Genomic DNA, 19,937 nt, shown 5'->3' on the forward strand with positions numbered 1-19,937 from the left:
TCGTCGAGGTACATCCAGGTGTCGTCGGCCGGGTTGGCGCCGTCGAGGTGGACGTTGAACCAGAGCACGATGGTCTGGCCGTTGTAGGCGGAGAGGTTCGCGCTGAGCTGGGTCCAGGTGCCGGAGTTGCTGCTGAGTTTGAACAGGCTGGCCAGGGTGGTGCCGCTGGTGGTGCGGGCCTGGGCTTCCATCCAGTCGTAGCGGCAGGTGGTGCCGGTGCAGGTGTCGTCCGCGGTGTGCGGCTGGTACCAGAAGGACAGGGTGGAGGTCCCGGCGGCGGGCACGGTGATGGTCTGGGAGAGGTTGCTGTCCCCGAGGGGTTCGGCGCCGGAGGCCAGGCCCAGGAGCGCGGAGCCGGTGCCGGTGTGGGCGACGGTGGAGGCCACGGGTGCCCTGACGCCGCCGGTGGTCCAGGACGTGAGTCCGGATTCGAAGCCGCCGTTGGTGACGCCGGGAACGGGCGCCGCGGGCGTGACGGGAGCCGACGCGGCAGACGCCGGTGACGTGCCGACCGCGTTCGTGGCCGTCACAGTGAAGGTGTAGGCCGTGCCGTTAGTCAATCCGGTGACGGTCGCCGTCGTCGAGGGCGGATTTCCGGTAACCGTCACCGGAGCCAGGGCCGTGGCCCCCGCATGCGGGGTCACCGCATACGAAGTGATCGGAGACCCGCCGTTGGCCGGCGCCGTCCACGACACCACCGCCGAGGCGTTGCCCGCCGTCGCGGCCACACCGGCCGGAGCCGCAGGCGCCGTCGGGGTAGCCGGGCTGACGTCGATCATCGAGTAGTCGTCCGTGGTGATCGAGCCGTTGGATTGGATGTTCAGTCCGTAGCTGATACCGGAGGCGCCTGCCGGGAGGGCCGGCGTGGTCCAAGTGATCTGGGTCCAGTTGCTACTTGCGTTGAACAGCGGGCTCGCGGTCCAGTACGTCCAGTACCCCGTTCCCGTTCGGTAGTAGACCTCGAATTGGGTGATGACATTGGATTTGTACCAAGCGCTGAGCTGATAGATATGGCCTGGCGTGCCCGTGGGTGAGCAGCCGCCAAGGTCCAGGGCCGGCAGGAGCTTCGCGTCACCGCTGACGTAGCCGCTCATGGTCAACCGTTCTGCGTTGTTTCCCGTGTGGCCGGGCGAGACCACTGCGTAGCTGGGTGTGTTGGTGCCATATCCGCCCGCAGCCCAGCACAGCGGAATTCCGCTGGTAAGCGTTTCCAGGCTCGGGTTCTGGATCATGTTGGTCCCCTGCGCGGGCGGCGGTGGCACCGGCGGGCCGGAGACGAGGGGCTGGACCGCGCCACCAATTACTTGGTCAACGGTCTTGACGGCAACGCTGCCCGCCGTCTGTTGTTGCGCTAGCCAGGACGCGAATTGGTTGAACAAGGTGGGGCTGATGGTGAGCGTCGGATCGGTCCCGACTGCGATGTGGTGGAAGGTCAATTGAACCCAGCCACCCCCAGCTGCCTGGGCCCTGGTCACAGAATTTTCCAGGTTCTGCAGTGTCCAGGTGCTGTCCACTTCTTCGGGTGCCGCGGTGTCGTAGGGATTGGCGGGCGGGATGGTCTCCGCGGCCGGGAGCCCGGGATCGTCCTTGCTGTAGAGGTCCCCGAGCCCGCGTGCGCTGTTGAAACCGCAATTCTTGACGATGGTCTGCACTGCAGGGTCCAAAGAAGCGAAGGGATAGGCGAAACTTGTGACCTTGAAACCCATATTGGCCAGGGCCACCCTGCCGTTGCACACCTGGCGCGTCACTTCGTCCGAGGTCAGGGTGACCAAATCAGGGTGGGTGACTGTGTGCCCGGCAATCTCGTTGCCGTCCGCGTAGAGTTGCTGCAGGTTCGCCGACGTGAAATAGCTCGGCTGATCTATCCATCCGGACGGGACGAAATAAGTGCCGTGAAGTCCGAGGTTCTTCAGCGTGGATGCGGCGGTCATTTGGTCGGCGTTGCCGTCATCGAAGGTCAGCGTGATGATGGTGTTTGCAGCCGCATGCGCCGGCAAAGCAAAACCGCTCAGGATTGCCAGGACCATGGCGGCACACGCACCAATGGCACCCCACCGGACCCCGAAGCGCCGCGGCACCTTCTGCTCCCGCGTCGAGAGTCTAGCCACTCCACTCACCGTCCATTCGAAGCCATGGCAACCGTAAAGGATGGGAGCATTCCTCCCTAGGCCTTCGGCCGATGATAGGGCGTTGAATCCGGCTGCGTCTTGAGTGAGCTCACTCGGCTGGACAGCAGCAGCGGCTCCCGATCCTGAGTGTGCTCACCCGATTGGGCAGCATGGAAGCAGATGGGCACCCTAGGGCTGGTTAACGAAATCAGAGCGCCTTGACTGCGCTCAACACCTTGGCCAGGGACTCCTTGGCGTCGCCGAACAGCAGCGTGGTCTGCGGTTCGTACATGAGTTCGTTCTCGATTCCCGCGAATCCAGGCCGCATGGAGCGCTTTAGGAAGACTACTTGGCGCGCGTCGGCCACTTCGAGGATGGGCATGCCGTAGATCGGCGAGCCAGCGGTGGTTTTCGCAGCTGGATTGACGACGTCGTTCGCGCCGACCACCAGCGCGACGTCGGCCGTCCGGAATTCCGAGTTGATCTCGCCCATTTCCTTGAGGGACTCATAGGGCACATTGGCTTCGGCGAGCAGGACATTCATGTGCCCCGGCATGCGCCCCGCCACCGGGTGGATCGCGAAATCCACGTCGATGCCCCTCGCCTCCAATGCAAGGGCCAGTTCCGCCGCCGTGTGCTGCCCCTGGGCCACAGCGAGCCCATAACCAGGAACGATGATGACCCGCTGCGCGTAGCCAAGGAGCACGGCCACGTCCTCCGGGCTGGAGGAGCGGACGGGGCGGTCGCTCACCGCCGTCGACCCCGCCGTCGAGCCTCCCTTGAAGGCGCCGAAGAGGATACCTGCAACACTGCGGCCCATGGCCGCGGCCATGGCGCGCGTAAGAATGGTGCCCGAGGCGCCCACCAATGTGCCGGCCACCACCAAGAGCACATTGCCAAGCACCAGGCCGGAGGCGGCGACGGCCAGGCCCGTGAAGGCGTTCAGGAGTGAGATGACGATCGGCACGTCCGCGCCGCCTACCGGCAGCACCAGCAGAACGCCCGCCGCCAGTCCGAGCACCAGGAGCAGCAGCGCGAGCGCGAGGGAACCACTGAAGACGACGGCGACGGCGGCACCCACCGCCGCGAGCAGCACCGCTCCCATGAGGGTCGGCAGGCCGGGGAACACCACCGGACGGGTGGTCATGAGCTCCTGCAGTTTGGAGAACGTGATGGCGGAACCTGCGAACGAGACAGCCCCCACCAACAGGGTGAAGACAATGGCCACGCGCACCCAGTGGTCCTCCGAGTGCGCGAGTTCCAGGAGTGCCACAAGCGCCGCGGCACCACCGCCGACGCCATTGAACAGCGCCACGAGCTGCGGCATCTGGGTCATCTTGACCTGGCGTGCGACCGGTGCGGCCACGCCCGAACCGACCACCATTGCGCCCAGGATCCAGGGAACGTTGTCCATCTTGACCGAGAAGAAGACCGTGGCGACGGCGAGCGCCGCACCGAAGGCGCCCACCAGGTTGCCGCGCCTGGCGGTGCGGGGAGAGTTCAGTCCCTTGAGTGCCAGGATGAAACAGACGGCGGCCGCGAGGTAGAGGAGCGAGGTCCACACTGGATCGATGAAGGTCATCGCATGCGCTCCTTGGACCCTGATGCTCTGGACTCGGACTTTATGGCGTCGGGCTTCCCGGCTGGCGGCGCTACGCGTTTACGGCCGCGGAACATCTCCAGCATGCGGTCGGTCACCACGAAGCCGCCCACCAGGTTGGCGGTGGCGAGGACGACGGCGAGCAACGCCACTGCGAGCACCCACGGGTCCGAGGCCTGCCCGGCAACGATGATGGCGCCCACCAGGATGATTCCGTGAATGGCGTTGGCCCCGGACATCAAGGGCGTGTGCAGCGTGCTTGAGACCTTGGAGACCACTTCGAAGCCCACGAAGACCGCCAAGACGGTGATGGTGAGCAGGGCGATGCCGTCCATCAGGAGACTCCTTCGTTGGCGGAGCTTATGGATTCCGCCGTCTCGGCCGAGAGTGCCGCAAGCGCCGCAGCCGTCGGGCCGTGCCGCACCTCGCCGTCGTGCGTCAGGCACGCGCCCGCCACCACTTCATCGCCGAAGTCCGGGACAACGGCTCCATCACAAGTCATGAGGGCAAGCAGGTTGGCGACGTTCTTCGCGTAGAGGCGTGAGGCGTCAGCCGGCATCGCAGAGGCGACATCCTTCATCCCCACCAACGTGACCGTACCTTGGCCGTCAGCCGTCGGGATCTGGAGATCCATGCCGGGTACGGAGCCTTCCACGTTGCCGCCGGATTCGGCGGCGAGGTCGATGACCACCGAGCCTGGGCGCATGTGCTGAACCATTTCGCGGCTCACCAGGAGCGGGGCCCGCCGTCCGGGGACCGCCGCCGTCGTGATGAGCACGTCGGCCTGGGCCACGTGCGGCGCGAGCAGTTCGCGCTGCAAGGCACCGCGATCGGCGCTGAGCTCGCGGGCATAGCCGCCGGACGCCTCCGCCGTCTCCACGTCGAGCTTGATGAACGTGCCGCCCATCGAGGCGACCTCGTCCGCCGACGCCGGCCGGATGTCGTTGGCGGAGACGCGTGCGCCCAACCTCTTCGCGGTGCCGATGGCCTGCAGGCCCGCCACCCCGGCGCCCAGCACCAGCACGCGGGCCGGCGGAATGGTTCCGGCGGCGGTCATGTAGAGCGGGAAGAAGCGGGGCAGGCGCATCGCGGCCTCAAGCACGCAGCGATACCCGGCCACGAGGGCCTGGGACGTGAGCGCGTCCATGGATTGTGCGCGGGAAATGCGCGGCACCAGCTCAAGCGCAAAGGAGGTCACACCCGCTTCCGCGAGCGCGCGGACGGTGGGAAGTTCCGACGACGGCGAGGCCAGGCCCACGGTGACCGCGCCCCGGCGCAGCGCGGCCGCCGTCGTGGGTTCGAGGGGGCGAACGTGCGCGTACACGTCCAATCGGGCGAGATCCAAGGCGAGGACGATGAGGGCCCCTGCCTGGCGATAGTCGTCGTCGCTGTGGCCCGCAGCGGTTCCAGCACCGCTTTCGACGACGACTTCAAGACCGAGTCCGGCCAATTGCGTGACGGTCTCGGGCGTCGCGGCCACGCGCCTTTCACCGTCCAGGCGTTCCCGCGCTATGCCAAGCTTCACCTGCGCTCCCTTCCCGAAACCCCATTGCCCCGAGCCGTTGTTGGCTTGAGTCTAGGACGCGGAAGGCCCGGGCGGGAGTAGGCGCCCAACGCCGACCGGCCATTCCCATCTTCGGACTGCTCTACTAAGCTCGCTGTGGGCTGGGAGCCTCCAGTTACCGCACCGTCGATGAGCCGGTTCCGGCCGCGCCGTCGGGAAGGAACATTGCCATGGCCACGTACAAGATCGGATACTTCGTCGGCAGCCTTTCAAGCCGCTCCATCAACCGGGTCCTGTCCAAGGCGCTCATCAGCGTAGCGCCGGAAGAACTCGAATTCACCGAGATCCCCATCAAGGACCTGCCCCTCTACAGCTCCGACTACGACGCCGATTTCCCGCCCGCAGGCCGGGCGTTGAAAGACGCGATTGCGGCGTCGGACGGCATCCTTTTCGTCTCCCCCGAGTACAACCGCTCCATCCCCGGCGCCTTGAAGAACGCCATCGACTGGGGATCGCGGCCTTGGGGAACCAACTCCTTCGCGCGCAAGCCCACTGGCATCATCGGCACATCTCCGGGCAGCATCGGCACGGCGGTGATGCAGTCCTCCATGCGCAGCGTCCTGAGCTTCCTCGACGCACCGCAACTGAACGCCCCGGAGGCCTACATCAAGTTCGATCCGGCGTCCTACAACGAGGACGGATCCGTCCGGGACGAAGGAACCGCGGCCCTCTTGCGCCACTACATGGAGGAATTCAGCGCGTTCGTTCAACGCGTCCTGGCCGCCAACGCTCCCGGGCACATCGGCGACGAACACCCGGACGGCGCCAAGCTGACGCGGTAGCGGGGCGGTAACGGGGGCTACTCCCCGACAACCCCATCCACCGACTCGCGGAGCAGGTCGGCGTGGCCGTTGTGTCGCGCGTACTCCTCGATCATGTGGAGCACGATCCATCGCAGGCTGGGTGCCCGGCCATCGGACCAGGTGCGTGCGGCAAGCTGGTCCAGGCCGCCGTCGTCCATCGCTTCGGCGACTAGCAAGCGGGAGCGAGACACGGTGTCCTGCCAGAGCGCACGGAGCTGCTCGGGTGAGTCCTCGGCGGCCGAGTGCCATTCCCAGTCCGGGTCGACTTTCCAGTCCACCGTGTCCCACGGGGGCTGCCGGTCCCGGTCGTGCAGGCATTGGGAGAACCAATGCTCCTCGACATAGGCCAGGTGCTTGAGCAGGCCGCCGAGGGTCATCGACGTCGGAGCCACGCTCGCTCCCAAGCCGGATGCGTCCAGCCCCGCGCACTTCCATGCCAAGGTGGCTCGTTGGTAATCCAGGAAGCCCAGCAGGGTTGCGGCCTCGTCGGCCGCGAGGGGAGGTTCCGGTCGTCCTTGCTCGTCCACGTCGGTCATGGGCCGTGAGCCTACGCGCTGCAACGCGCGGCCGCAACGCGCCGTGGCAACGAGGCTAGTGCTTCGCCGAGACGTCCTGCGATATCGCGCGGGCCGTCTCAACAATCTGCTCCTTGACCGATTCGAGGTAGGCCTCCGGGTTCGGCTGCGCAGCGACGTTTTGGGCTTGAAGTGAGACGTTGACCGCAGCAGCCACATGGCCTGCGTTGTGGTTCCACACCGGCGCAGCGATGGACATGAGTCCGAGTTCCAGCTCCTGGTCCAGCAGGCACCAGCCCTGCCTGCGCACTCGGTCCAGCTCGGCCACCAGTTCCCCGCGGGATGTGATGGTCCGCGGTGTCAGGGCCTCGAACTCCACCGAGGAAAGGTACTCGTCCAGCTTCTGCTGCGGCAGGCCGGCCAGAAGCACCCTACCCATGGACGTGGCGTAGGCGGGGAAGCGGGTGCCCACCGAGATGCCGACCGTCATGATCCGGCGCGTGGTCACGCGGGCCACATAGAAGATGTCCGCGCCATCCAGCACCGCGGCCGACGTCGACTCCCCCAGTTTCAGCGACAGCTCCTCAAGGTGCGGCTGCGCGAGCTGGGGCAAGGACAACGCCGACAAATACGAGTAGCCAAGCTGCAGCACCATGGCCGTGAGCGCGAAGGTCTTGCCGTCCGTGCGGACATAGCCCAGCTCCACCAGTGTGTGCAGGAACCGACGGGCCGTGGCACGCGTCAGGTTGGTGCGCGCCGCCACCTCGCTGAGCGTCATGACGGGGTTGGCCGCGTCGAAAGCACGGATCACGGACAAGCCGCGTGCCAGCGATTGCACGTACTGGTCACTCGCCTGGGGAGCACCGGCCTGAGGCGCTCCGGCTACTGCTGCATCGGTCATGGTTACCAATCTTATTGGCGCGAGCTGGCACCAGATTCCCTCAAAAGTCGATCCAAGGGGCATCTGCTGCCAGCTCGCGCTGCCCTTTAGACGCCGACGACGGCGCCCGCCGCCTTCAGAGGGACGGGCACCAGCGCTTGGAGTTCTTCGAAGGTGCAGCCAAACGTCTCACGCACGGTCACGCCGTCGGGCCCTATCAGGAAAACCGCTTTGTCCGTGTACACGCGCGTCACGCAGCCCACGCCGGTGAGCGGGTAGCTGCAGTGCCCCACGAGTTTGGACACGCCCTCGCGGGTCAGGAGAGTCATCATGACGAACACGTCCTTCGCGCCGGTGGCCAGGTCCATGGCCCCGCCGACGGCCGGGATGGCGTCCGGGGCTCCGGTGTGCCAGTTAGCGAGGTCACCCGTGGCCGACACCTGGAAAGCGCCAAGGACGCAGATATCGAGATGGCCGCCGCGCATGATCGCGAAGGAATCGGCATGGTGGAAGTACGAAGCACCGGGGAGTTCGGTGACGGGGATCTTGCCGGCGTTGATGAGGTCGCCGTCGATCTCCTCGCCCTTGGCCTCCGGGCCCATACCGAGCATCCCGTTCTCCGTGTGGAGCGTGATGTTCTGCTCTTCCGTGAGGTAGTTGGAGACGAGCGTGGGCTGGCCGATGCCGAGGTTCACGAACGAGCCCGGGGCGATATCCCGCGCCAGGAGGCGCGCGAGGTCGTCGCGGCCGAGGGGTGTTGTTGAGGTTTGGATGCTCATGTCAGGCCACCTTCACGATGCTGTTGACGTAGATTCCGGGGGTCACCACGTTCTCCGGGTCCAGGGCGCCGGTCGGGACGATCTCGGACACTTGGACGATGGTGTGCTTGGCTGCGGCGGCCATGATGGGGCCGAAATTACGGGCGGTCTTGCGGTAGACGAGGTTGCCCTTGCCGTCGGCCTTGAGCGCCTTGATGAGCGCGACGTCGGCGTGGATGGGTGTCTCGAACACTTGCCACTTGCCGTCGAGGAAGCGCGTGTGCTTGCCTTCAGCGAGCATGGTGCCGTAGCCGGTGGGGGTGAAGAACCCGCCGATCCCCGCGCCAGCCGCCCGGATGCGCTCGGCCAGGTTTCCTTGCGGGACGAGTTCCAGTTCGATTTCCCCGGCCTTGTACTTAGCGTCGAAGTGCCAGGAATCGGACTGTCGCGGGAAGGAGCAGATCATCTTCCGGACCCGCCCTTCCTTGATGAGCAGTGCGAGGCCCTGGTCGCCCTGGCCCGCGTTGTTGTTCACCACGGTAAGGTCGGTGGCGCCGGAATCGAGCAACGCGTCGATGAGTTCGAACGGCTGGCCCGCGTTCCCGAAGCCTCCGATCATGACGGTGGAGCCGTCCTTGATGCCGGCGACAGCCTCGGCAACAGTGTCAATGAATTTCAGCATGGCCCTAGGCTCCTTTTCCGGCTACGCCGGAGGTGACGTTCTCCAGCACCACGGCCAGCCCCTGCCCGACGCCGATGCAGATCGCCGCGACGCCCCAGCGCTCACCGGAAGCCTGCAGGCTGCGGGCCAAGGTCCCCAGGATGCGCGTGCCCGACGCGCCCAGCGGGTGGCCCATCGCGATCGCGCCGCCGTGCCGGTTCACGATGGACGGGTCGATTCCCCATGCGTCGATGCAGGCCAGGGACTGCGCGGCAAAAGCTTCGTTAAGTTCGACGGCGCCCACCTGCTCCCAGCCGATGCCCGCCTTCGCGAGTGCCTTGTTGGCGGCCTCCACCGGCGCGTAGCCGAAGAACTGGGGATCGTTTCCGTGCGCCCCGCGTCCGGCGATGCGGGCGAGCGGCTCGAGCCCCAGCAGCCCGGCGGCGCTTTCGCTGCCGATCCAAGCCGCGGACGCGCCGTCGGACAGCGGCGAAGCGTTGCCCGCGGTGACCGTTCCCCCTTCCGGGGCGCTGGCTTCGGGACGGAAAACGGTCTTGAGTCCGGCGAGCTTCTCCGCCGTCGAACCCGCCCGGATGCCTTCGTCACGGACCAACTCGGTGCCCGGAACCTGGCTCACCAACTGGTCATAGAAGCCCTCGTCCCAGGCGGCTGCCGCGAGGTTGTGCGAGGCCGCGGCAAACTCGTCCTGCCGCTCCCGGGTGATCCCGTACTTCTCACGCAGCCTCTCGGTGGCCTCGCCCAAGGAAATGGTCCAGTCTTTCGGCATGGCCGGATTCACCAGACGCCAGCCCAGGGTGGTCGAAGCCAGGGTCATGTCCCCGGCCGGGTATGGCTTGGAGGTCTTGGGCAACACCCACGGAGCGCGGGACATGGACTCGGCCCCGCCCACCAGCATGAGCTCGGCGTCGCCGGCATTGATCTGGCGGGAGGCGATGATGGCGGCGTCCAGGGAGGAACCGCACAGCCGGTTGACCGTGGTGCCCGGAATCGACGTCGGGAGCCCGGCCAGGAGGGTGGCCATGCGGGCGACGTTCCGGTTCTCCTCGCCGGCGCCGTTGGCGTTGCCGAACACCACTTCGTCGATGCGCTCAACATCCAGGGCAGGGGCGCGCTTGACGGCTTCGCGCACCACGTGGGCAGCGAGGTCGTCCGGCCGGACCCCGGCAAGGCCCGAGCCGAATTTTCCAAAAGGTGTGCGCACGGCGTCGTACACAAAAGCCTGATTCATGGGGTCTCCTCTAAGTTTCTGTAGTCCCAACTACCTCGCAGTTAATGTCGTTATGAGGGCTCAAAACGACATCTAATGCGAGTCAGTTGGGTGGGGTGGGCTCGCGGGTTCGGCGGGTGGGGTGGGCTCGCGAGTCAGTTGGGTGGGGTGGGGGATTCGGGGGTCTCGTCGAGTTCCGCGAAAACGCCTTGCGCGGTCTTGAATGCGGTGTTGGCGGAGGGGACTCCGCAGTAGATGGCGGTCTGCAGCAGGATTTCCTTGATTTCGTCCCTGCTCAGCCCGTTCGTGACGGCCGCGCGGATGTGCATGGCCAGTTCTTCCCAGTGCCCATGCGCCACCATCGCCGTGATGGTGACGGCGGAGCGCATCTGGCGGGTCAGGCCGGGACGGGTCCAGATGCCTCCCCAGGCGATGCGGGTGATCATGTCCTGGAAGTCACCGGTGAATTCGTCCTTCTTGGCGTTGGCGCGGTCCACGTGCGCATCGCCGAGCACTTCGCGGCGGACCACCATGCCGGCGTCGTAGATTTCCTGCGAGCTAGCGTCGCGCTGAACGGCGCCTTGCGAAGGATCAGTGCTCATTTTCCGGCCTCCGTCATGAACGTCCGCATGAGGTCCGCGACGACGGCAGGCGCCTCCGCGGGCGCTAGGTGCCCGACGCCGTCGAGCGCTACGGCAACAGCGCTGCCGCCACCTGTGTTGAATCTGGAGTTGATGCCCGCGGCAATTTCTTCAGCGAACGACGGCGGTGCAACAGTGTCCTCGACACCCGCCAATGCCTGCGTGGGGACGGTGATGCTGCCGAGCTCGGAGCGGACATCGAAGCCGGCGAGGGCCTCACAGCAGAAGGCGTAGCTGAAGCGGTCGGCGTCCCGCAGGGCATGCAGAAGGCGACTGCTGACCACGGGCTGGCGATCCATGAAACCGGGAGCGAACCATCGCTGCGCCGAACCCTGGATCATCACCGCGGTACCTTGTCCGCGAACGGTTTCAGCCCGTTCCAGCCACCCCTCGGGCGTACCGAGCTTCGCTCCGGAGCATTGCACGGACAGGGACTTGAGGCGTTCTCCGTGCTTGATGGCCAATTGCAGACCGGTGGCGCCGCCCAGGGAGTCCCCGGCGTAGTGGAACACGGCGCCGGGCGCGATCGAGTCCACCAAGTCAACCACCGCGTCGGCCAGTTCGGCGACGCTGAACGTTTCGGAGGCTGCGGGCGAGACGCCGTGACCGGGCAGGTCCCAGCCGATCACGTCGAACTCACCGCCGAGCAGCGCTGCCGTCTCGGTCCAGAGCACCGTGGACGTTCCGAGCGAGGGCCCCACCACCAGGAGCGGCTTCTCCCCCAGGGTGCGCTGCGGGGACAGCAACACCGCCTTGACGATGGGTTTAGCCACGATCGGCTCCCTTCGGATTGGTGTGTGCGAATTCGGGGTACGCGGCGAGGATGCGGCGGCTGATCTCGGCTGCCTCGCCGACATAGTTCGCAGGATCCAGAAGTGCCTTCAGTTCCTCGTCGGACAGCTTGCCGGCCGGGACGGCCTCGCGGAGGAGCTTGGTGTAGATCCGGGCTTGCTCCGCTGCGGGTGCCTGCAGGGTCTCGTCGACGACGGCCTGCAGTTTGGCCTTCGCATCGGCCCTGTCCGCGCCGAGGAGCGGAGCAACGGAGGATGCGACGGCTTCGCTGAGGAGCAACGGCCCGGAGATTTCCAGGTTGCGGCGCATCGCCTCTGGGAAGACGCGGAGGCCTTCGGCGAGCTCGCGCAGCTGGGTGGCTGCGCCGAGTGTGAGCCGAAGCAAGCCCCGCAGGGCAGGCCACTCGCTGTGCCAGGCACCGTCCGGGCGTTCGTCGTTGAAGTTCGTGGCTGCGACGTGCAGCTGCGCGGCCAAGCCAGGAGCCTGGAGCGCCGCGCTGCGGATCAGCACGGACAGCACCGGATTCTGCTTTTGCGGCATGGCCGATGAGACGCCGCGGCCCGCGGCAAGGGGTTCACCCAGCTCGGCAACTTCGGGGCGGCTGAGGAACAGCAGATCCGAGGCGATCTTGCCAAAGGAGTCCGTGAGGGAAGCCAAGGCGTCGCCGAGTCCCGTGACGGCCAGCCGGTTCGTGTGCCATGGAGCCGGAACGGGAGCGAGGCCCAGTTTCCCGGCCAAGGCATCGGCCAGAATAAAGGGGCTCGACGACGAGCCCTCCGCGAGCACGGTACCGGCAGCCAGGGTCCCACTGGCGCCGCCGAACTGGACAGGGAACTCCAGGGCTTCGAGGCGACGGGCCGCGGCGGCCACTCCGTGAAACCATTGCGCCGCCTTGAGCCCGAAGGTGAACGGAAGCGCATGCTGCGTCAGGCTCCTACCCACGCACAGCGTGTCCGCATGCTGCTCCGCAAGGCCGGCGAGCGCCGTCGTCGTACCCTTTACCTCGGCGAGAAGGGCGGAAACCACGCGGTGCGCGAGCAGCATCAGGGCCGAATCCAGGACGTCCTGGCTGGTCAACGAGGTGTGCACGGCGGCAAGCGCGCTAGCGTCCAGCCCTTTCACCCTGCCCCTGAGATCGGCCAGCAGCGGAATGACCGGGTTGGCGCCACCTTGTGCGCGTTCGGCGATGGATGCGGCGTCGTAGGCCCAGGATTCCGCGGCCTCGGTGACGACGGCGGCAGAACCGGGGGGCGCGAAGCCGGCCTCTTCGAGCACGGATGCCCAGGCGGCCTCGACGTCGAGGATGGCCGCGATCACTGCACGGTCACCCGTCAGCGCCACCACGGAGGGCGACGCCGAAACCGGGCTGAGCAGCCCGAAATCGCCGTCGCCACTCACTGGGAGGCACCTTCGAAGTCGAGAAAAACGGTCTCGTTCTCGCCCTGGAGGCGCAGATCCCACGTGAGGCCACCATCCGCGTCGCGGCGCGCGATCAGGGTCTTGCGGCGCTCGGGATCGAGGGAGCTGAGCAGCGGATCGGCAGCCAGCGCTTCCTGGTTTTCCGGCAAGTAGATGCGGGTGAACAGGCGGTTCATGAGGCCACGCGCAAAAACGGCGACGGAAATGAACGGAGCCGCTCCCGGTTCAGTGGGGCCGGGGTTGACCGTGGTGAAGGTGTACACACCGGAGTTTCCTACCGCGGCGCGGCCCCAGCCGGTGAAGGTGTAGCCATCGCGGACAAGTGAGCCCGTGCGCTGGACCACGTTGCCTTCGGAGTCCGGCTGCCAGATCTCCAGGATGGCGTCCGGGATGGCTTCTCCTGCGCCGTCGTACACAGTGCCTTGCAGACGGATGCTTCCGGCGCTGCCCGGGGCGAGGAGCTCGTTGTCCTTATTAAAGGGAAGGGCGTAACCGTAGAACGGGCCAACGGTCTGGCCTGGTGTAGGTGTCAGCTTGCTCATGTTCTACTCCTCATCCCCGGCGTCGCCAAAGGCTTCGTTTTCGGTCCAGGTCCGCTTCGAGCCACTGAGGACGATGTCCCAGTTGTAGCCGAGGGCCCATTCGGGGCTCGTCAGCTCGTGGTCGTATTTGGCAACGAGGCGGTCGCGGGCGTCCTGGTCCACGATCGATTGGTAGATCGGGTCCAAGGGGAACAACTGGTCGCCCGGGAAGTACATCTGGGTGACGATGCGCTGCGTGAAATCCGTGCCGAACAGCGAGAAGTGGATGTGCGCAGGCCGCCAAGCGTTGAGGTGGTTCTTCCACGGGTAGGCGCCGGGCTTGATGGTGGTGAAGCGGTAGGAGCCGTCCGGTCCGGTGATGCAGCGTCCGACGCCGGTGAAGTGGGGGTCGAGCGGGGCGGGGTGCTGGTCGCGCTTGTGGATGTAGCGGCCGGCAGCGTTGGCCTGCCAGATCTCCACGAGCTGGCCGGCAACCGGGCGGCCGTCGCCGTCGAGCACTTTGCCTTGCACGATGATCCGCTCGCCCTGGGGTTCGCCGTTGTGCTGGATGGTGAGGTCCGATTCCAAGGCGTGCACGTCCAGGTGCCCGAACGCCGGCGAGTACAGCTCGATGGTCTCCGGGTCCGCGTGGTGCAGGCTCTTGGTGGGGTGGCGCAGGATGCTGCTGCGGTACGGCGCGAAGTCCAGTCGGGGCTGGGTCTCCGGCGCGGCGCCGTCCTTGAGCGCCCGGGCGTACGCTTCGCCGATGGCCTTGATCTCGGCGCTGAGATCCGCTTGGGTTTCGGCTGCGGCGTCCAACGGCGCGTGCCCGGCATGCGGTTCGGCCGCCGGTACGAGCTCGTCGTCTTGGTAGTGCCCGGCATTTGCGTCTAGCAGCACGGCCGGCTCCTTTCGGGTGGTTGCTTTCTTGGTTTCTGCTGGTGTTTCTGCTTAGCGATGCACGTGATGGGCGTGAAGCGAGTCGTATTGGACGGCGTGCCGCACGGGGGCGTTGGGGGCGCCGTAGCCGTCGTAGTTGCCGCGGCGTTCCACCATTTCGAAGAACACGCTGCCTACGGTGGCGGTATAGAAGTGGAGGAATTCACCGTTGGCGTCCCTGTCGTAGAGAAGGTTCAGTTCCTTGAGGGTGGCAAGGAAGGCAGGATCCAAGGCAAAGCGGGCATCCAGGTCCTCGTAGTAATTGGCCGGTATTTGGAGGAAGTCGAGTCCACGGGCATGAGCCGCCCGCGCCGTGGCCACGAGATCATCCACCGCGAACGCGATGTGTTCCTGGTAGCTCTTGCGGGCGCCGTTGCCATGCTGGCCTGGTCCCTGCTGCCCGGGTTCCTGCTGAAGCACCGGAGCAAGGTTCAGCACCAGACGCACGGCGCGGTCAGACGTTTGCATGACCTGCGAGCGCACCAGGCCGCTGGGGCTCGGCACTTCGGCGAACGGCTGAGGTTCCAGCGCGAGGGCACTCGTGTAGAAGAGGACGGCTTCGTCGAAGTGCTGCCAGGGCTGGGCCAGGTTCACGTGGTCGATGACGGCTCGCGCTCCAGCGGCAGGATGCTCCAGGCCCTCGCCGAATTCGCGGGTCCAGGCGGCGGTGCCGTCGGGGCTGCCCTGACAGAGGAAGATCTCCGTCGAGTCCGGGGCGGCGATGCCTTGGAACACTTCCTCGTCCGCCTGCACCTTGCGCGGCACCACGGGGGCCTTGAGTTGCTGGGCGCGGGCCGAGGCAATCACGGGAGAGTCGACGTCGAACCCCAACGCCGCGATGGCGGGTTCACTGTGCGACGGGGCTTGTTCGTTGATGATGACGCGCGCGTGGCCCATCGACCACAACTGCACGTCCTTGGTCCGGTGCCGGCCGTCGAATTCGAAGCCGAGGTGGCCCAGAAGCGTCTCGAGCTGTGCAGGGTCATCGGTTTTGACTTCGGCGAAGTTGAATCCGCCCGGTTCAGCCACCTTGGGCAGCGTGGCCAGTTCCATGGGATAACGACGGCGGCCGGCAGCCTTGGCGAGCGAGTCACCGCTGGCATCTCCCGGCGTCGGGGACGTCGCGTTCGCGTCGAGCCACTTGGCGCTCTGTTCCTCAAGCCAGATCAGCGAGCGCATCGCGTCGACGGCAGTGCGGTCCACATCGGATTGGCGGAAGACGTCGTTGAAGACCTCCAGCGAGACCGGGCCGGAGTATCCCGCACGGGCCACGTGGCCCATGAACTTGGCCAGCTCGAACTGTCCTTCCCCCGGGAACACGCGGTAGTGGCGGCTCCAGGACAAGACATCCATGGAGAGCTTCGGAGCGTCGGCCACCTGGACGAAGAAGATCTTTTCGGGCTTGATCGCCTCGATGGGTGCGGTGTCCCAGTCGCGGGAAAGGATGTGGAAGGAGTCCAGGCACGTGCCTAGGTTGGGGTGGTCCACGGTATCCACCAAACGGTGCGCGTGCTCGTAGTCGCTGACGTACTTGCCCCAGGCCAGGGCCTCGTACGCTACTTTGACGCCGTGGTCCCCGGCCAATTCCGCGAGGCGGGAGAGCTGCTCGGCCCGGAGATCGTCGTCGTCAATCGTGGCCGTTCCCACGTTGGTGCACACCAGAATGGTGTCCATGCCGAGGCGGGACATGAGCTTGAACTTGGCGTCCGCCCGGCGCAGGTTTTCCAGCAGGGCGTCTTCGGAGACGCTGTCGAAGTCGCGGAACGGTTGGTAGAGGTCCAGTCCGAGTCCAAGGTCCGCCGCCATCTTCCGCGCGTCCTCAGGACTAAGCGGGGAGGTGACGAGGTCCTGCTCGAAGATCTCGATGCCGTCGAAGCCCGCGATCGCGCAGGCCTGCATCTTTTCCTTGAGCGTGCCGGAAAGGCAGACCGTGGCGATTCCCGTGCGCATCAGTGCCCCGCTCCGGCGAGTGCCTTGTCGGCCTTCGACTCTTCAGCCTTGGATTCTTCGGCGCTCACCAGCTCCAGGAAATGTGCCCGCATCCGTTCCGGATCGGCCTCTCGGCCGGTGAAGATGCGGAAAGCGTCGGCGGCCTGTCCCACGGCCATGCGACCGCCGTCGAGCACGCGGCAACCCTTGGCGCGGGCCTCAAGCACCAGCTGCGTTTCGATCGGCCGGTAGACGATGTCAGCCACCCAGTGGCGGGAGTCAACGAGGGACATGTCGAGTGGTAGGCCTGGATGTGCGGCCATGCCCACCGGCGTGCAGTGCACCAAACCGTCGGCCAGCGGCATGAGTTGCGGCAGCTCCGCCGTCGTGCGCGCCGTGACGGTGCTGCCCGGGAACAGCGCGGCGAGTTCCGCCGCCCGTTCGGCGCAGCGCGCCGGATCGACGTCCACAAGGTCCAGTGACTTGACCCCCGCGGAAAGGAGGGCGTATGCGACGGCGGAGCCGGCACCACCGGCGCCGAGCTGAACGACGCGCTCCAGTCCGGCGTCGGGGAGGCCGCTGGCCAGAGCTGAGCCGAAGCCGGAGAAGTCTGTGTTGTGGCCGATGAAGCGGCCGTCCTCGATCAGCACGGTGTTCACCGCACCGAGCCGCCGGGCGTCCTCAGAAACCTCGTCCAGGAACGGCAGCACCAGTTGCTTGCATGGATGCGTGATGTTGAGGCCGTTGTAGCCAAGCCTGGAAGCTGCGGCCAGCAGATCGCCGACGGCGGAGCCGGGCAGGGAGAGCTCCAGCAGGTCGATGGGCCGGTACAGGTAGCGCAGCCCCTGGACGTCGGCCTCCCTCTCATGCATGGGCGGCGTCAGCGAAGGCGATACGCCTTCGCCGATAAGGCCCACCAGGAAGGATTCGGCTCGGTTGCTCATGCTCATTGCTCCTTTGACAACTGCACCCGCGGATCGGCCCTCTCTGGATTCCCTCGGGACGTCCAGAGCCTGTTGCTCCGCCGGGCGGTATGAATCAGACTACACAAAATGTTCATATATTGCACTAGTGTTCTTATCGCGAACAAAAGTGAGTGCCGCTTAGCGCTGCGGCAGGCGGTCGGCAAGCTCGGATGCAGCGCTTTTCAGCAAGGGGACCACCGCCACCAGCTGCTCCACGCTCATCCGGAAAACGGGGACCGCAGTGGCGAGCGAGGCGAACGCAACGCCCTGGGAATTGAGGACCGGGACGGCGACGGCGCGCATGCCCACCTCGTTTTCCTCGTCCATGATCGCGTAGCCCTGGCGCCGGACCTTCTCGATTTCCAGGCGGAAAGCGTCGCGGTCGGTAATGGAGAACTCCGTCAGCGGCTCCAGTTCGAGCTCTTCCACCAACTGCTTGCGCTCGTCGTCGTCCGCGAAGGCAACAAGCGCCTTGCCCACGGCTGTGGTGTGCAGCATTCCAAGATGCCCCGGATCACTCGTGACCCGGAACATTTGGGGGCCGTCCACCTTGTTGACCGTGAGATGGTGGTGGCCATCCCGGACCGAAAGGATGGTGGCTTCGCCGGTCCCTTCCGTCACGCGCTGCAGGATGGGCCGTGCGGTACCCGCAAAGCCGTGGTGGTTTGATACCCGCTGACCGAGCTGGAAGACACGAAGTCCCAGATGGTAGCGGCGACCGTCGGCCTCGTAGTCGACGAATCCGTCGCGGGTCAGGGATCCGAGCAGCCGGTAGGTGGTACTGAATGGCAGCTCCGCCTGGCGGGCGAGCTCCGAGGCACTGGCCCCCTTCGGCTCATTGCCCAGCAATACGAGGAGGCCCAGGGCCTTGCCGATCATGTCGGTTTTTGTGTCTTCCTTCACATCCATAACTAAAGATTGCCACATCGTGAGAGCTATATCTAGATGGTGAGTAAATATCTTGACAAGTGACTGTGCTCACAGTCATCATTGCTATATCGCACAAGTAGCTCTCACAATGTGGCTACAGTGTGAGGCCGCTGCCGGACCCACAACGACGTTCCAGGCAAGCAAATTTCAGCCAGATGCGACATCGCCGTCACACAAAGGAACACCATGAGTCACACGATCCCGTCTACGACGCCGGGCACTGCCACGGCGGGAACGCCGAAGAAGGCAGCCCTCGCCAGCTTCCTCGGCAGCGCCGTCGAGTACTACGACTTCTTCATCTTCGGTTCGGCCGCGGCCTTGATCTTCCCGCACGTCTTCTTCCCCAGCGCCGACGCCAACGCAGCCATCATGTCGTTCGCGACATTCGGCTTCGCCTATGTAGCAAGGCCCGTTGGAGCCATCATCCTGGGGCACTTCGGCGACCGCATCGGCCGCCAGCGCGTGCTGATGTTTACCTTGGTACTCATGGGCGGTGCGACCTTCATCATCGGCTGCCTCCCCGATTTCAAGTCCATCGGCTGGTGGGCTCCGGCGCTGCTTGTCTTCGCACGCCTCTGCCAGGGCCTCTCGGCCGCCGGTGAACAAGCCGGGGCTTCGTCCATGACCCTGGAACACGCTCCGGACAACCGTCGCTCGTTCTTTACCTCCTGGACCCTCACGGGAACCCAGGGTGGCCAGATCCTCGCAGCATTGGTCTTCATCCCCGTCGTCGCCCTTCCCGACGAGATCAAGTACGGTATCGGCTGGCGCATCCCGTTCTGGCTCAGCGCCGTGGTGGTCCTCGTAGCGTTCTTCATCCGTCGCACACTGCATGAACCGCCGGCGTTCGCCGAGGCCAAGAAGAACAACCAGATCGCCAAGCTTCCCGTGGCCGACCTCCTCCGGCTGCACTGGGCCGAGGTCCTGCGTGTTATCTGCTGCGCCTTTATCTCCGCAGTGAGCACTGTCTTCGGCACCTTGGCCATTGCCTATGCCAAGGACGTGGCCCACGTGAACAGCACCATCACCCTGTGGCTCGTCGTGGCGGCAAACGTCGTCGCGCTCGGCACGCAGCCGGTGTTCGGCAGGATGGCCGACCGGATCGGCCGCAAGCCCGTCTTCATCTACGGCGCCGTAGCCAGCGCCATCATGACGCCGGTGTTCCTCTTGACGCTCGAATCCGGAAACGTGCCGCTCATGTTCCTGGTCTCCGTGGTGTACTTCTCCCTCGGATACGCCGCTGCAAACGCCGTGTGGCCCTCCTTCTACGGCGAAATGTTCAGCACCAAGGTCCGTTTCTCCGGCTTGGCCATCGGTACTCAGATCGGCTTCCTCATGGCTGGGTTCGCCCCGACGATCGTCACCGCAATGGGCGGCACCAAGGCCGGTGGCTGGGTCCAGATCAGCATCTTCACCGGCGTCATCTGCGTCATCGCAGCGGTCTCCGCGATGACCGCCCGCGAATCCTTCAAGACCCCGACGGCGGAGCTCGGCCTGAAGTAGGACGCTGCCTCAAACAAATCCGTGGTTCCACACCGGCCGCCCTCTGGGCCCGTGTGGAACCACGGATTTTCTTTGTCCCGGAAGTCTTACCCACGGCTAACCCATACGAAACCACACCGCAACATTGGGCCGCCACACTGGAATAGCCGGCAAACGCTGGCAGCTCCAGCCAGGGAGGCCA

At 65.8% G+C, this 19,937-nt stretch carries 19 protein-coding genes; 2 read left to right on the top strand and 17 right to left on the bottom strand.

The window, feature by feature from the left end; all coding sequences use genetic code 11:
- The 4 genes from AC1DJW_RS06255 to AC1DJW_RS06270 form a co-directional block, all read right to left on the bottom strand.
- Positions 1 to 2,108: polysaccharide deacetylase family protein (locus AC1DJW_RS06255; RefSeq protein WP_476900982.1), on the bottom strand; the 2,108-nt coding region annotated here is incomplete at its 3' end.
- 208 nt (positions 2,109 to 2,316) lie between these two features.
- Positions 2,317 to 3,690 (bottom strand): NAD(P)(+) transhydrogenase (Re/Si-specific) subunit beta, encoded by a 1,374-nt coding sequence (locus AC1DJW_RS06260; RefSeq protein ID WP_459342444.1) that lies wholly within the window; start codon positions 3,688 to 3,690, stop codon positions 2,317 to 2,319.
- Complete coding sequence (locus AC1DJW_RS06265) at positions 3,687 to 4,043, bottom strand: NAD(P) transhydrogenase subunit alpha part 2 (protein ID WP_459342443.1); 357 nt, start codon at positions 4,041 to 4,043, stop codon at positions 3,687 to 3,689. Before AC1DJW_RS06265 ends, AC1DJW_RS06260 begins: the two co-directional genes overlap by 4 nt.
- Positions 4,043 to 5,233 carry a Re/Si-specific NAD(P)(+) transhydrogenase subunit alpha gene (locus AC1DJW_RS06270; protein WP_459342442.1) on the bottom strand — a complete coding sequence of 397 codons (1,191 nt, stop codon included), beginning with the start codon at positions 5,231 to 5,233 and terminating at the stop codon, positions 4,043 to 4,045. The genes AC1DJW_RS06265 and AC1DJW_RS06270 overlap by 1 nt, the downstream gene beginning before the upstream one ends.
- Positions 5,234 to 5,442: 209 nt before the next feature.
- Between AC1DJW_RS06270 and AC1DJW_RS06275 the strand changes: the two genes are divergently transcribed.
- The gene (locus tag AC1DJW_RS06275; protein WP_284751090.1) at positions 5,443 to 6,054 is read left to right on the top strand and encodes an NADPH-dependent FMN reductase; all 612 of its coding nucleotides are present in this window, start codon (positions 5,443 to 5,445) and stop codon (positions 6,052 to 6,054) included.
- A 17-nt stretch (positions 6,055 to 6,071) separates the two neighbouring features.
- Here the strand turns inward: AC1DJW_RS06275 and AC1DJW_RS06280 are convergent, their stop codons facing one another.
- From AC1DJW_RS06280 to AC1DJW_RS06340, 13 genes are all read right to left on the bottom strand, one after another.
- Positions 6,072 to 6,611 (bottom strand): DinB family protein, encoded by a 540-nt coding sequence (locus AC1DJW_RS06280; protein ID WP_284751089.1) that lies wholly within the window; start codon positions 6,609 to 6,611, stop codon positions 6,072 to 6,074.
- Between the two features lie 55 nt (positions 6,612 to 6,666).
- A complete protein-coding gene (locus AC1DJW_RS06285; RefSeq protein ID WP_476900983.1) occupies positions 6,667 to 7,491 on the bottom strand; it encodes an IclR family transcriptional regulator domain-containing protein in 825 nt (274 codons plus the stop codon).
- A gap of 86 nt (positions 7,492 to 7,577) precedes the next feature.
- Entirely contained in the window at positions 7,578 to 8,249 is a 672-nt protein-coding gene (locus AC1DJW_RS06290; RefSeq protein ID WP_476900984.1) for a 3-oxoacid CoA-transferase subunit B, read from the bottom strand.
- A gap of 1 nt (position 8,250) precedes the next feature.
- Positions 8,251 to 8,910, bottom strand: coding sequence for a 3-oxoacid CoA-transferase subunit A (locus tag AC1DJW_RS06295; protein ID WP_476900985.1), 660 nt, complete (start codon positions 8,908 to 8,910; stop codon positions 8,251 to 8,253).
- A gap of 4 nt (positions 8,911 to 8,914) precedes the next feature.
- Complete coding sequence (locus AC1DJW_RS06300) at positions 8,915 to 10,138, bottom strand: thiolase family protein (RefSeq protein ID WP_459342439.1); 1,224 nt, start codon at positions 10,136 to 10,138, stop codon at positions 8,915 to 8,917.
- 134 nt (positions 10,139 to 10,272) lie between these two features.
- Complete coding sequence (pcaC, locus tag AC1DJW_RS06305) at positions 10,273 to 10,719, bottom strand: 4-carboxymuconolactone decarboxylase (RefSeq protein ID WP_476900986.1); 447 nt, start codon at positions 10,717 to 10,719, stop codon at positions 10,273 to 10,275.
- On the bottom strand, positions 10,716 to 11,531 hold the full coding sequence (locus tag AC1DJW_RS06310; RefSeq protein ID WP_284751083.1) for an alpha/beta fold hydrolase: 816 nt from the start codon (positions 11,529 to 11,531) through the stop codon (positions 10,716 to 10,718). The genes pcaC and AC1DJW_RS06310 overlap by 4 nt, the downstream gene beginning before the upstream one ends.
- Positions 11,524 to 12,948, bottom strand: a complete 1,425-nt coding sequence (locus AC1DJW_RS06315) for a lyase family protein (RefSeq protein WP_476900987.1) — start codon at positions 12,946 to 12,948, stop codon at positions 11,524 to 11,526. The genes AC1DJW_RS06310 and AC1DJW_RS06315 overlap by 8 nt, the downstream gene beginning before the upstream one ends.
- The gene (gene pcaG, locus AC1DJW_RS06320; RefSeq protein ID WP_459342436.1) at positions 12,945 to 13,511 is read right to left on the bottom strand and encodes a protocatechuate 3,4-dioxygenase subunit alpha; all 567 of its coding nucleotides are present in this window, start codon (positions 13,509 to 13,511) and stop codon (positions 12,945 to 12,947) included. The genes AC1DJW_RS06315 and pcaG overlap by 4 nt, the downstream gene beginning before the upstream one ends.
- A gap of 3 nt (positions 13,512 to 13,514) precedes the next feature.
- Positions 13,515 to 14,387 (bottom strand): protocatechuate 3,4-dioxygenase subunit beta, encoded by an 873-nt coding sequence (pcaH, locus tag AC1DJW_RS06325; protein WP_476901044.1) that lies wholly within the window; start codon positions 14,385 to 14,387, stop codon positions 13,515 to 13,517.
- A gap of 54 nt (positions 14,388 to 14,441) precedes the next feature.
- Complete coding sequence (locus tag AC1DJW_RS06330; RefSeq protein ID WP_476900988.1) at positions 14,442 to 16,379, bottom strand: bifunctional sugar phosphate isomerase/epimerase/4-hydroxyphenylpyruvate dioxygenase family protein; 1,938 nt, start codon at positions 16,377 to 16,379, stop codon at positions 14,442 to 14,444.
- Entirely contained in the window at positions 16,379 to 17,302 is a 924-nt protein-coding gene (locus AC1DJW_RS06335; RefSeq protein ID WP_459342435.1) for a shikimate dehydrogenase, read from the bottom strand. Before AC1DJW_RS06335 ends, AC1DJW_RS06330 begins: the two co-directional genes overlap by 1 nt.
- A 159-nt stretch (positions 17,303 to 17,461) precedes the next feature.
- Positions 17,462 to 18,232 carry an IclR family transcriptional regulator gene (locus AC1DJW_RS06340; protein WP_059388805.1) on the bottom strand — a complete coding sequence of 257 codons (771 nt, stop codon included), beginning with the start codon at positions 18,230 to 18,232 and terminating at the stop codon, positions 17,462 to 17,464.
- Positions 18,233 to 18,439: 207 nt separating this feature from the next.
- Between AC1DJW_RS06340 and AC1DJW_RS06345 the strand changes: the two genes are divergently transcribed.
- On the top strand, positions 18,440 to 19,756 hold the full coding sequence (locus AC1DJW_RS06345) for an MFS transporter (RefSeq protein WP_476900989.1): 1,317 nt from the start codon (positions 18,440 to 18,442) through the stop codon (positions 19,754 to 19,756).
- The last annotated feature ends 181 nt before the right edge of the window (positions 19,757 to 19,937 follow it).

The organism is Arthrobacter sp. 05L417 (assembly GCF_056397865.1).